The organism is Hymenobacter psychrophilus (assembly GCF_900107135.1).
Lineage (GTDB): Bacteria > Bacteroidota > Bacteroidia > Cytophagales > Hymenobacteraceae > Hymenobacter > Hymenobacter psychrophilus.
This window is the reverse complement of record NZ_FNOV01000003.1, coordinates 196,198-209,026: the sequence shown is the minus strand read 5'-3', so window position 1 is coordinate 209,026 and position 12,829 is coordinate 196,198. Positions and strand designations below refer to the sequence as shown.

The 12,829-nt window shown below is 61.1% G+C and carries 10 protein-coding genes and 1 riboswitch; of the genes, 3 read left to right on the top strand and 7 right to left on the bottom strand.

The window, feature by feature from the left end:
* Positions 1-101: 101 nt before the first annotated feature.
* Together BLW21_RS05875 and BLW21_RS05870 are read left to right on the top strand one after the other, a co-directional pair.
* Entirely contained in the window at positions 102-2,564 is a 2,463-nt protein-coding gene (locus BLW21_RS05875) for a TonB-dependent receptor (RefSeq protein ID WP_092738518.1), read from the top strand.
* Positions 2,565-2,714: 150 nt separating this feature from the next.
* On the top strand, positions 2,715-2,972 hold the full coding sequence (locus tag BLW21_RS05870; protein ID WP_092738517.1) for a hypothetical protein: 258 nt from the start codon (positions 2,715-2,717) through the stop codon (positions 2,970-2,972).
* 94 nt (positions 2,973-3,066) lie between these two features.
* On the opposite strand, the gene BLW21_RS05865 is transcribed toward BLW21_RS05870, so the two are convergent.
* The 5 genes from BLW21_RS05865 to BLW21_RS21045 form a co-directional block, all read right to left on the bottom strand.
* The gene (locus BLW21_RS05865) at positions 3,067-3,558 is read right to left on the bottom strand and encodes a hypothetical protein (RefSeq protein WP_092738516.1); all 492 of its coding nucleotides are present in this window, start codon (positions 3,556-3,558) and stop codon (positions 3,067-3,069) included.
* A gap of 121 nt (positions 3,559-3,679) precedes the next feature.
* Positions 3,680-5,974: a B12-binding domain-containing radical SAM protein gene (locus BLW21_RS05860; RefSeq protein WP_245711821.1), complete on the bottom strand. Its 2,295-nt coding sequence runs from the start codon at positions 5,972-5,974 to the stop codon at positions 3,680-3,682.
* A 73-nt stretch (positions 5,975-6,047) separates the two neighbouring features.
* Positions 6,048-7,487, bottom strand: coding sequence for a hypothetical protein (locus BLW21_RS05855; protein WP_092738514.1), 1,440 nt, complete (start codon positions 7,485-7,487; stop codon positions 6,048-6,050).
* A 184-nt stretch (positions 7,488-7,671) separates the two neighbouring features.
* Positions 7,672-8,244, bottom strand: coding sequence for a helix-turn-helix domain-containing protein (locus BLW21_RS05850; protein WP_139255095.1), 573 nt, complete (start codon positions 8,242-8,244; stop codon positions 7,672-7,674).
* The gene (locus BLW21_RS21045) at positions 8,241-8,594 is read right to left on the bottom strand and encodes a hypothetical protein (protein ID WP_139255094.1); all 354 of its coding nucleotides are present in this window, start codon (positions 8,592-8,594) and stop codon (positions 8,241-8,243) included. Before BLW21_RS21045 ends, BLW21_RS05850 begins: the two co-directional genes overlap by 4 nt.
* 243 nt (positions 8,595-8,837) lie before the next feature.
* Between BLW21_RS21045 and BLW21_RS05840 the strand changes: the two genes are divergently transcribed.
* Positions 8,838-9,107 (top strand): hypothetical protein, encoded by a 270-nt coding sequence (locus BLW21_RS05840; RefSeq protein WP_092738511.1) that lies wholly within the window; start codon positions 8,838-8,840, stop codon positions 9,105-9,107.
* A gap of 136 nt (positions 9,108-9,243) precedes the next feature.
* Here BLW21_RS05840 and BLW21_RS05835 read toward each other — a convergent pair whose 3' ends face one another.
* The gene (locus BLW21_RS05835) at positions 9,244-10,323 is read right to left on the bottom strand and encodes a DUF5074 domain-containing protein (RefSeq protein ID WP_092738510.1); all 1,080 of its coding nucleotides are present in this window, start codon (positions 10,321-10,323) and stop codon (positions 9,244-9,246) included.
* A gap of 114 nt (positions 10,324-10,437) precedes the next feature.
* Positions 10,438-12,357, bottom strand: a complete 1,920-nt coding sequence (locus tag BLW21_RS05830; protein WP_175470872.1) for a TonB-dependent receptor plug domain-containing protein — start codon at positions 12,355-12,357, stop codon at positions 10,438-10,440.
* Positions 12,358-12,559: 202 nt separating this feature from the next.
* Positions 12,560-12,796: riboswitch (cobalamin riboswitch) on the bottom strand.
* Between the last annotated feature and the right edge of the window lie 33 nt (positions 12,797-12,829).

Below are 12,829 nucleotides of genomic sequence, written 5' to 3'. Positions count from 1 at the left end.
CCAGCCCCCTATCATCATTCCGAAAAGCCGCAACCCGCTTGTGGCTTTTCTTTCGACTAAAGGTTTAGATACATCTAAATTTAAAATTAACCACCACTAAAATGAAGACAGTTCTTACGCTGCTTTTTTCCCTGCTGCTGGCCCTGCCGGCCCTGGCCCAAACCAGCACGCTGCGCGGGGTGGTGCTTGATGAGCGGAGCCAGCCTGTGCCGTTCGCCAATGTGGCCCTGCCGGCTCTTCAGAAGGGCACTGCCGCCGATGAAAATGGCCGGTTTACGCTCTCCGTCCTGCCTGCCGGGACGCAGCCGATGCAGATTAGCGCGGTGGGATACATCATGGCCAGCCAAACCGTAACGCTGCCGCTGGCCCAGGTCCTGACGGTCCGGCTGCAATCGACCGAGAGTACGCTGGAGGAGGTGGTCGTTACCGGCGTGAGCCGGAGCACCGAAATCCGCCGTTCGCCGGTACCCATTGCCGCCATAACGGGCCGCGAAATCCGCCTCAATGCCAATGGTAACGCCATTGATGCGGCCGTGCGCGGGGTGCCGGGCCTGGCCGCCGTAACCACCGGCCCCAACATCAGTAAGCCCTTTATCCGGGGCCTGGGCTACAACCGGGTGCTCACCATGTTCAACGGGCTGCGCCAGGAGGGTCAGCAGTGGGGCGACGAGCATGGCATTGAGGTGGACGGCTACGGTCTCGACCGCGTGGAAGTGGTAAAGGGCCCGGCCAGCCTGCTCTATGGCTCCGATGCCGTAGCTGGCGTAGTTAATCTGCTGCCCGCCCTGCCCACCGGCCCCAACGGTGAGCTGCACGGCGAAGCATTGGCCGAATATCAGTCGGTAAACGGCTTGGTGGGTAAGTCGCTGGCCTTCGACTACCAGAAAAATGGCTTCCAGACCAGCTTACGGGGTAGCCACCGCTGGGCCCGCGACTACAGCAACCCGGTGGATGGCCGGGTGTATAATACCGGTTTTCGGGAGCTGAACCTGACGGGCATAGTGGGCGTGCAGCAGGAGTGGGGCAATGTGCGCCTGTGGCTGACGGCCTACAATAACCTGCAGGAAATACCCGATGGCAGCCGCGACTCGCTAAGCCGGGCCTTCAGCCGCCAGGTCTTCGATGGTGAGCAGGACGACTTCAACAACCGTCCGGTGGTGAGCAATTCGGAGCTGAAGAGCTACCGCATCAGCAACCTGCACCAGAACATTCAGCACTACCGGGCCTTTGCTACGAGCGAGTTGAAAACCGGCCCCGGCGAGCTGCACCTGCTGCTGGGTGTGCAACAAAACCACCGCCAGGAGTTCAACCACCCCACCGAACCCAACCAGCCCGGCCTCGACCTGCGCCTGACTACGCTCAACTACCAGGCGCGCTACCTGTTCCAGGATTTTAACGGCTACGAGTTGACGGTGGGCGTGAACGGCATGGGCCAGGACAACCAGCACCTGAACGCCACCGACTTCGCCATTCCGCCCTACCGGCTATTTGATATCGGGGGCTTTGGAGTAGTGAAAAAGGGCTTTGGGGCCTTGGAGTTGACCGGCGGCCTGCGCTACGATACCCGCGTGGTGAGTTGGAATGACTTCTATACGGGCACCGACCCGGCTACTGGTTTCGGTACCAGGGCCGCCGCCGGCACACCCGGGGCCGAGCGGCAATTTTCGAATTTCCATAAAGTGTACCGGGGCGTGTCGGCCAGTGTGGGCGGCTCGTACGCGGTGGGCCCGAACCTGGTGTTGCGGGCCAACGTGGCTCGCGGCTACCGCGCCCCCAACATCCCCGAAATCGGCTCCAACGGCCTCGACCCAGGCGCCCACATCATCTACCTGGGCAACCCCCGCTTTGAGCCTGAATTCAACTGGCAGGAAGACGTGGGCGTGCTTTGGAAGTCGCCGGGCTTCGAGGCCAGCGTCGAGGCCTTCTACAACCACGTCGAGAACTTCATTTACCAGGCCAAGCAGTTTGATGCCAATGGACAGGCGCTGAGCGACCAGTTTGGCAACTCTACCTACAAGTTTCAGCAGGCAGCGGCCACCCTCTACGGGGGCGAGTTAGCCTTTAATGTGCATCCTACAGCACTGCCCTGGCTGAGCTGGCGCTCGGGCGCGGCCTTGGTAATCGGCCTCAACAAAAATGCCACGCTACGCGACCGGGAAGGCGTTGCGGCCCGCTACCTCCCCCTGATTCCGGCTCCTACTGCCCAAACCGAGCTGCGCTTTACGCTGCCCGACCAGCCCGGCCGTCGATTAGCCGATAGCTACCTGCGCGTTTCGGTGGCCGGTACTGCCCGCCAGAACCGCTTCTACGCCGTAGACGGTGCCGAAACGGCTACGTCCGGCTACGTGCTGACAGGCTTGGGGGCGGGCACCACCCTGCGCACCGCCACCGGCCGCGACGTCCTGCACCTGGTGCTCCAGGCCGATAACCTGTTCGATGTGGCCTACCAGTCCCACCTCAACCGTCTCAAGTACTTCGAGTACTACCGCGCCTCGCCCACCGGCCGCTTGGGCATCTACAGCCCCGGCCGCAACCTGAGCGTGAAGGTGGTAGTGCCGTTTTGAAAGCTTGATTTTTGGTCGGCCGATACGCCGGACCCGTAAAGTGCATCCTGTCGTCTGTATGTCAGAATCTTATAAATTAGTCTCGGCCGAAACGTGAAAACTCCCGTTTACCTTGATAAATATATTCCTTCCACTTAACCCCCTGTAATTATGGCAACTGCCAACGACCAGGCCGAGAAGCATGTCGGCGAAACTAAAGGACTTCCCAACCATACCCACGACTTGGTGCACGATCTGAACACTAGGCTCGATGCCCTGTGGCGCTACGACCAGTACATTGCCAACGCCGAAAAAGGTGGCCCCAAGGAGAGCAAGCAGTTCTGGATGGATATGAAAACGCAGGAAACCAAGAATATTGACCGCCTGAAAGACCTGATTCGGCAGTGCGTGAAAGACGGCAGCTTCTAGCCGATCCGAAGCGTTATGTCAGTTAAACAGAGAGCCCAGTAGTGTCTTGCTATTGGGCTCTCTGTTTATCTGGCGGGCTTTCCTGGCTACAGGCTTACAGCGCTGCTGTGAATTTGCCATTCGTAAGGCTCTTCGTCAACTGCTTATTCAGGTACCCTGTACCCGTGAGTGTAAAGGTGCCCGAAACGCTGGTGGCCGTGAGGGTGGAAATAGTGATGGAGCCAGCCTCGGCGGTATAGGACTCTTTGTTTACTCCGGTGCTCGTGTCAAGGTCGATGAAATTGGCCCGTGCCTGCGAGTTGGGGCCGATTGTGTACGTCCCGATCTGCTTTGGAATATAGAGCGATACGGTAACCTCCGTACCGTTCGAATTCGGGGTCATGAAATTCTGGTAGATATAGACGTCTACCTTGTCAAAACTTGTTTCAGCCCGTGTATTGGTCGAGGTGCGCTCCTGCCCGTCCATCGTCCAGCTGGCCAACACGGGCTGCTGGGGAATAGCGTCGTTGCGTTTCGAGCAGGCCGTTAGCGCCAGCAGTGCGCATAGCGGGGCGGTGGCGGCATAAAAGCGTAAAGAGGTGTGCATAACTGGGGGCTTTAAACTGGAAAATGAAAGGATATCAGCCCCCGACAATAGTTGGTCCAAACTGAGCACCGGGACGAGATAAAATTTTGCTAACCAGCAGGCAAGATGCCCCTCACGCCTTTTATAGCACCAGCAGGCCCTTCTCGCGCAATGTCAGCCACGCCGCCGACTCCAGGAACTGCCCGAACGGCTGGCCGGCCGGGAAGCTCTGGGCCGCGTCTTTGAGCAGGATTTTGGTGCCATAATCACTGCTGAGGCTGGTAAGCAGCTTATGCAGCCAGGGGCCAATGGTAGCGGATACTTTCAACTCGAAATCCTCGGCCTGCTCGTAGAACGTGAGTACGGCGCGGCCGCCCTTCTTACCGGTTTCCACGTGTAGCTCTGGGGTATTGCCGAGCCAAAACAGGCGTTGGTTTTGCTTCGCGAAATCGGGTTTAGCGGGCTCCTGCAGGGCCTGGGCCACCACGTGGCGCGGCACCGTAGTTTTGGGCACCCGAAAATCGAACCAGAAGCCCAACGGTTCGTGCAGGGCCACGCCGTGCAGGTAGTTGTAAAGGGCCTTGGCCAGGCCCGGCCCGAACTGCGCGTGGTCGGTGCCAGTGGGGTCGTCGTGCCAGAGGTCGTTCCAGGCGAAGGGGCCGGGCTCGGGGCCGATGGCGGCCACCTGGTACTTGGCCGGATTGCGCCCTACCGGCGAGTGCGCCGTCATCGAAAACCGGTGCCAGTAGCCGCTCTGGATAATGCCCGCCTGAAATAGCTGCCGCACGATTTCCAGGCTATCCACGGTTTCCTGCGTGGTTTGGGTGGGGAAGCCATACATCAGGTAGGCATGTACCATCACGCCGGCCTGCGTGAAGCCGTCGGTTACGCGGGCCACCTGGGCGATGGTCACGCCCTTTTCCATGAGGGCCAGTAGCCGGTCCGAGGCCACTTCCAGGCCTCCGCTCACGGCAATGCAGCCGCTGGCGGCCAGCAGCCGGCACAAATCGGGCGAGAAGGTTTTCTCGAAGCGGATGTTGCCCCACCACGTAATGCCGGTGCGGCGCTTGAGCAGCTCGATGGCCAACTCGCGCAACGCCAGCGGCGGGGCGGCCTCATCCACAAAGTGAAAGCCCGTCTGGCCGGTTTGGGCCACGATTTGCTCGATGCGGTCGGCCAGCAGGGCAGCGGGGGCCGTTTCGTAGCGGCCGATGTAATCCAGGGTCACGTCGCAGAAGGAGCAGCGCTTCCAGTAGCAGCCGTGGGCCACCGTCAGCTTGTTCCAGCGCCCGTCGCTCCAGAGCCGATGCATTGGGTTCAGCACCTCAATCACCGACAAATACTCGCCCAGCGGTAAATCCGAATAATCGGGCGTGCCTACCTCGGGATGCGGAATGTCGGGCTGCGGGTGGTTGATGTATTCCACCTCGCCGGTGGCGTTGCGCAGAAACGTCCGCTGCAGCGTTGCCAAGCTGTTGGCTGCTAGCGGATAGCGAATAGTTTTTTCGTTCGGATTCGACTGAGCATGCTTATCCGACGGAGTGCTAATAGCTAAGAGCTCACAGCTAATAGCTTGAAGCAAGCGCAGCCACGGCCCTTCGCCGTCGTCCAGGGTCAGGAAGTCGATGTAGTCGAAGAAGCGGGGCTCCTTGATGCTGCGCAGTTCGGTGTTGGGGTAGCCGCCGCCCATTATGGTGTAGGTGGCGGGGCTGGTTTCTTTTACGCGGCCAGCCAGGCGCAGCGCGCCATAAAGGTTGCCCGGAAACGGTACCGTGAAGCCCACAATGTCGGGCTGCACGCGGGCCACAAGGTCGTCGAGCAGCTCCAGCAGCAACTCGTCGAGGAGGTTGGGCGGAGCCTGTAGGGCCGCGTGGAGCTCGTCGAAGGTAGTGGCCGACATACCCAGCTTCTCGGCGTAGCGCGAAAAGCCGAACTGCGGGCCCACCGTTTCTTTGAGCAGGTCGCCCAGATCTTCGAGGTAAAGCGTGGCCAAGTGGCGGGCCTGGTCGGTAAGGCCCATTGTACCAAAAGCCGTTTCCAGATCGGCTACGTTGTCGAAGCGGCTGGCTTCGGGCAGGTAGCGCGAGTGGCAGATGCGGGGCGCCAGGGTGCTGTCCTTGTTCTGCAGAAACCGCACGACGGGCTCAACAGTGCTCAAATAGCTGTTTTTGAGCCGCATCATCCGGCGCACATTGTCGCTCAGCCGGAAGTCGCCGGCTTCAATTTCGGCGAAAACCCGCGTCAGGCCCGCGCGCGAAAACAGCTTCAGCACCAGCTCCAACCCCAAATCGGCCTGCGTAACGGCGTAGCCGCGCCCGCCCAAAAAGCCCTTGATGTAGGCCGTAGCCGGGTAGGGCGTGTTGAGCTGCGTGAGCGGCGGGGTGATAAGCAGAACGGTGGGCGAAGTCAACGCGAAGGAATCAAGGATAAAGGCCAAACGAGCCGTGCGGAAAGCAACCGCCGGGCGGCGCGAAAGGTGCCCGCAAAGGTACGGCCTTGCCCGTCGTTACCTACATCTTGCCCATACGCATCAGCGAGGGGTTCAGCCGCAGGTACACCTGCCCCGATACCGGCGTGCTGCCGTAAAAGCCGCGAATGGCCTCCTCGGGGCGGTACACGGTGGCTTGGGCGCCCAGCGTGAAATCAATTTTTGCCACCTGGGCTACCCGGTAGTTGGCTCCCATTGTGAGGGCGTGTACGTTGAAGGTGGGGTGCGTGCCAGTCGGAGTATCGGACCTCACGATTTGCAGTTCCTCGTCCGATTTCTGCACGAATTCGTAGCGCCCGTACACGGCCGGCTTGCCCAGCTGCACGTTGGTTTCGGCCAGCACCGAGTGCGAGGCCTTGTCGGTATGGCCGCCCTGTACATGCTGATTCATGCCCCAAACCAGTGCCGAAGTAATGTAGCGGTACTCGCCCCACTGGCTGCTCTGGATGATGGAGGCCGTGGTGCGCTTCACGTCCTCGTCGGGGGCGAGCTGCTCGGGGCTCTTGATGAAGGCGCGGCTCACCTGCAGGGCCAGCGCGGGGGTGGGGTTCCAGTTCAGGCGGCCGGCCCACGAGTCGGCGCGGGGCTTATCGAAATTGTAGCGGTGCTCGTCGGGCTCGCGGCCCGTAAAGTTGGAGCCTTCGAGCTTGAACTGCTTGTAGCGCAGCCCCAGCGTGGCCACCCCAAACGTAATGTGCGTGGCGTCCTGCCAGTGGTGGCCCAGGGCGGCGTCGGGGTTGGGCATGGCCGAAATCCGGTGCATGAACGCCACCGGCCCAATAGCCGGCTCGCCGGGGTAGCCCACGTACAGGCTCAGGTCCACATCCTTCGAGAAGGCGTGGGTATAGCCGACACTCAGCGATGAAAACAGGTCGTGCGGGTGCTGGCGGTCGACTAGTGGTTGGCCTTTGTAGGCTTCGCCGCTCTGGAATAGCAGCGGGTAGCCGTTGCCGCCCTCCGTGAGCGGGTCGAGCGAGAGCATGGCCGTGAAGTTGAGCAGGCCCTTCTGGCCGATGTTGCGCTGGGCCATCGTCATGAACCAGTTGGGCGCGTCGAAGGTGCTGCCGCCGCGCTGCCCGTTTTTGCGGCCGATATTCTGGCTGGTGAAGCGCGGGGTAATGGCCCCGTGGTTCATAATCATCCACGCGCCTTTATGATGCATCCACATATACATGGGCGTATTATCGGGGTTCCAAGCCGTGCCCGACCCGTTGCGGTTCATGAGCAGGTTGCGCGAGTAGGCGTGGCTCATGTTCTCCATGCCGCCGTTTTCCATGCTGCCGTTTTCCATAGTAGCCCCGTGGTTCATGCCGGGCATGTTGTGGCCGGCGTGGTTCATCCCCGGCATGGCCTGGCGGGCAGTGTCGGCGGGGGTGGACGGCGGTGCGGGGTGATGCTGGGCCAGGGCAGGCGTGGCCACCAGCGCCCCTGCCAGTAGCGGTAGTAACGAAAGGAAGCGCATAGTCGGTCAGTTGGTAAAGCAGTTGAATGGATAGGCTAAAGACCGATTGGCAGGGCTTTGGGTTACATACGAACCGGGCCTGATGCGTACGTAATTAGGCAGTCAGTCCAGAAAAGCCGAAGCCGCACAACTACCCGGAAAGGTTAGCAGAGCGGCTTCGGCTTTTATGTACTGACTTAGCAATCTAAGCCAACTGGTCGAGCGAGAGGCGGCGTGGCAGCAGGTCGCGGCGAAATTCGCTAACCGAGCGACCAGTAACCTGGCGAAACTGGTTGCTCAGGTGCTGGCCCGAACTGTAGCGCATTTTCTCGGCTATTTCGCTCAGCGTCATCTCGTTGTAGCTCAACATTTCCTTTACTCGCTCAATCTTCATCCGAATGAGATACTTCTCGATGGTGAGGTTGGCGGTGCGCGAAAACACCTTGCTCAAGTGCGAGTAGGTAGCTGCGAAACGGTCGGTGAGAAAGGCCGAGGTGGTCAGGGGCATTCGCGCGGTACGCAGGTGCTCCAAGTATTCCACGAGGGCCGTTTTAATCTGTTCAGTCAGCTGGTCAGCTCGCCCCATAATCACGTCGAAACCAGCCTCGCGCAATAGTGGCGCCACGGTAGTGAGGTCAGCAGGAGTGTTTTCATCCAGCTGAACCTGGCCGAGCGTGACATCGGTAGGCTTGTAGCCCGCCTGTTCGAAAAGGTTGCGCACGGCTTCGATGCAGCGGGGGCAAACCATATTTTTGATGTGGAGCAGATGCGTTTTCACAGATGGTTTTGGTTGGAAGGTTTCGGCCGTGCTACAGCACGCGCAGGAGTACGAGAAACGGCGGCAGCTGGCTTTTTGCGCTGCCTGGATCTGGCAGGCGTTTCGGCCCAGGTTGGTCCAAACCAGTTGGCTGCTGCCCAACTTACAAACGGAACTGCTGCCAAAAAGGTAACAGCCATCAGCCAGAAAAATACGAAAAATGCTCTAAACAGCCGCCCAAAGAGCTGATCCTGGGTTCCGTATAAGTATAGCGTGAGGGTCAGAGCCAATGCAAAGCTGATTCCGGCCAGCACGGCCCACTGCCGGAGCAATGGCTGCAACGTGGAAAAACGGCTGGCGGGTTGGGGCATGGCAGATCGTGTAGAGGGCAAATATAAGCTGTTGCCTTAGTTACTCGTCAGGCGGTCAGGTAAGAGGCGGGATGAAAACGGGTCATAGGGAATAGCATAAGATGGGTAAAGCAAAAAACGCGACAGGCCACGTAGTGCGGCCAGAGCCTGAAAGCAGTATACGCATAAACCAGTCGGGCGGTCAGCCGTACAGACAGGTAACCCGTTTCTGTTGGGCCAGTCCCGCTCTATTCGCTTTACTCCATGAAAATCACCCTACTCCGCCCCTTAGCCGCCGCCCTACTGCTCACCGGTTTTCTGACGGCCTGCAATACGGGCAACGAAAACGGCGCCACTAATGTCGAACTCGGCGACAACAAGAGTCTCGACCCCGGTGCCCGGCGCCCCGACAACCAAGGCGCCGATTCAGTTACCTCGGGCCTGCAGCCGGATACCAGCGGCGTTACGCTGGAACAACAATATAAAAACGCCGCCGACACTCACGACCGCAACCGCGACGGGCTGGCAGACTAATAGCAAAAGATAGAAGCAGTACCTTTTGTTCGCCCCCACCAAACCCCATTCGTAAAAAGCAAGGCCCCGCACTGCAGTGCGGGGCCTTGCTTTTTACGAATGGGGTTTGGTGGGGGCCAGCAGCTACCCGTAGGGCTTAATAAAACACGAAGCCATTTGGGCCGATGCCGACCGTAAACGAGTCGATGGCCGCGCCGGTAGTGCGGTAGCGAATCACTTTGTCGTCCGCCGTAAACGAGGCCAGACCACCATAAATGGTGCCATCCTGCGGGTCGACGCCCAGGCCATAAAAGTCGCGCCTGATCAGGGGCTTAGTGGGCAGCGTAGCCTCCGTGAGGCCCAGCGTGTACACGCCCCCCTGGTAGGTGTAATACAACTGGTCGAGGCTACCATTGATAGTCAGGTTGCCGGGCGAGCTCTGATCCGAGGGCATTTCGCGGGTTGTAGCCGTCAGCTGGCCAGGTACAATCTGCGAGAGGCTGCCTTTGCTGAGCCGGGTAGCGGTGGTGGGGGTGTACACTATCTTACCGCTGCTCAGCACCCATACCCGGCCGTTGCGGTCGGCCACGATGCTGTTGGGCCCGTCGCCCACCGTAATGGTGCCCTCTACCACATCGGTACCGGTGTTGATGACCGTGACGGTGTTGCTGCCGTTGTTGGTTACGTACAGGCGGGCGCCTACTACGGCCAGCTTCTCGGGCTGCACACCTACGGCAATTTGCTTCAACACCTTGTTGCTTTTCAAATCGATAACCGATACCTGCCCGTTGCTGCCGTAAGCCACCGTTTCGGTCACGTAGCCCTTATCCGACGAGGCGGCGGCGAAGTAGCGCGGGAACTTCAGGTTTTCAATCCGGGCCTTGGAGCTGAATTTAGCCAGCGACACTACCTCAAGCTTGTTGCTGTTGTTGAGCACAATATAGCCCAGGCTGTCGCGCACCACCATACTCTGGGCTACGTCGCCCAGGGCCTTGCCGTTAGCCGAGGCATACAGCGCCTTGCTGGTAACCGTGCCGCTGGCCTTGCTGAACAGGCTGATATCGGCGTTGGCGCTTCCATAATTGCCTTCGTTAATTACGAAAACGGAGTTTGTAACCACGGGCGGCGGCCCGGGAGTGGGGTCGTTGCTGGGGTCGCAGGCCAGCAGGCTAAGTGCCGCGGCGCTACCCAGCAGCAGCCGGCCCGGCAGGCTGGCAAAAGCAGAAAATGACTTCATTTGGAAAGAAGGTTGGTAAGGATTGTTGGTGAATTATTGGTATTGAGTGGTTCGCAATCAGCGAGTAGCAGAGTAGCCTGAAACCCGGCAACCGAATACGCGCAGCACCTGCTGCTACCGCCACAGCAGGCGCAAGCTGAGGCTGGCATTGCGGCCGGGCAGGGCGCGGTTTCGGTAGTTCTGGTAATCGTTGTTGGTGAGGTTGTAGCCCTGGGCCAGCACCAGCAGCTGCCAGGCCGGAGCCAGGGCCAGCGTGCGACCCACCGAGGCGTTCAGCAGCAGGTAACCGGGCAAAAACGCCGTGGCCGAAGCATCGGTGTAGCGGTAACCGGTGTAGGTGAGCGTGCTGCCCAGCTGCCAGCCCCGCCAGGCATGGTCGGTGCTGAGCGCAACGGTGTGCCGGGGCACAAAGGGCAGTTGCCGGCCTACCGGGTCGGCGTCGGCGGCCGTGCCTTGGGTTTTTTCGGTGCTTGTGAAGGCATAAGAACCCCGGGCCATGAGGCGGTACGCGCCCGGCTGCCAGCCCAGCGTGCTGCTGGCCTCCAAGCCCCGGGCCCGCACCTGCCGCAAGTTCCGCGGCGACCAATACGAGGCCCCCGGCGTCCATTGCACCCAGTTGTCTATCAGTTGTTGGTAGCCGGTCAACTCAGTTTGCAGCGTCAGGACGGTAGTTTTGAAGGTGTGGGCCAGGCCACCCTCGTAGCCAAAACTTTCTTCGGGTAGCAGGTCGGGGTTGCCGCCGGGGCGCCAGTACCGCTCGTTGAGGGTGGGGGCGCGGTAGCTGCGCGAGGCATTGCCTTTCAGGCTGAGCGCGTGCCGACCGGCGGCCAGCACCAGCCACTCGGCCCCGGCGGTGGGGGTGAGGGGCGGCTGCCGGCCCGGCAGCACCGCCTGCCGCAGGTTGAGGGAGAGCTGCAGCCGGGGCCGCGGGTCGTAGCGCAGCAGCAGGAAGCCCGAGTAGCGGTTTTCGGTGCGCGGGGCCGCGCCGTAGCCATCTACCTGGGCCGCGAAGTGCTGGGCCTCGGCTCCCACCCGCACCGAGGCGTTGGGCGCCAGCCGCCAGGTGTGCTCGGCCTGAGCCTGGCTGGTACGCACCGTCGATTCACTGAGGCCGCTCAGGTCGTCGCGGTAGTTGATAACGTCCTCAAACCAGGCTGTCCGTACGGCCCACTCGTTGCGGGTGCTTACGCGCCGGTAGCCGGCCGTGAGGCGGCGGCTCTGGTCGCGCTCCAGGGCATTGGTGTTGTTGGTGCCGAGGCCGGGCTGAATCTGACGGTCGGCATCGGTGAGCCATATGGCGGCGCTCAGCTCGCCGCGCTGGCCCAGCCGCAGCGTGGCATCCTGGCTGAAGCTGGTCTGCCGGAACGCCGCATTTTCCTGGCGCTGCACCTGGCCCTGGCCGTCGCGCCCGCCATACGGAAAGTCGTTGTCGGCGCGGCGGTAATTAAAGCTGGTGCGCAACGCTATTTTCTGGTTGCTGAAGCCCGCCGTCGCCAGCCCCGCGCCCAGCCCGAAGCTGCCGTAGTCGCCCTGCACGGTGCCGTGCCAGCCCCGGCCCCAGTCGGCGGGGCCGGTTGGGGCGGCGCTTAGTTGCACCGTGCCGCCTACTGCGCCGTTGCCGTAGGTGGCGCCCGCCGGCCCCGGCTGCACCTCAATTTGCGTGGTGCCATTAACGGGCAGCAACGCAAAATCGGCCTCTCCCAGCGAGGGCAGGTTGATGTTGAAGCCGTTCCAGAGAACAGCCGTATGTCGGGCAGACGTGCCCCGCAGCGAGATGGACGACAGCTGCCCCGGCCCGTAATTCTTCAGATAAATAGCGGTGCGCGCCCCCAGTGCGTCGGCAAGCGTGCCGGTGCGGTAGTTGTTGAGGGCCAGCGAATCGAGCACCAGCTGGCGGCTGCCCACGGCGAAGCGCGTCGGCCGCAGCCCCGCCACCCGCACGGTGGGCAGCTGCCGGAGCCGCAGCGTATCGGTGGGGGCCTGGGCCTTGGCGGGCCGCACCGCACCAGCCAGCAGGCCGAGGCTGCCGAGCAACGCGAGTCGGGCAGCAAGCCGCCCGGCGAAATATGTCTGGAGAACCAAAATTTTCGTGACCGAAAAATTCAGTTCAAAACTTCATCAGGTTTGCGCCGGAAGCACCAACCGGCCGAAGCCGAGTCCGAAAACAGAAGGGTACTCTGCGGCCCCGAAAGGCCGCTACTGCATTCATTCTCCGCCCTTCCTCCGCAGGCGCTGAACATGGGGAAACGCAAAGGCAGGTCTCCTGGCTTGCTCCTGGCGCGTCGCCTTCCCATTTCCGCCGCTTGCTTCTCTTCGTCAGAAGAAAAGAAAACAGCTGCCGAAACAGTGGCCGGTGATGACGCGCCGACTCGTGAAGCGTACAGTTGCGGGGACAGCTCCGGCTTTCAACCGGATTCCCTTTTCAGCCTCGCCCCCCAATTGGGGTCCGGCCACCTTTACGGGGCAAAGATAGGTGGAGGAAGTTAGAAGTAAGGACAGCGAATTG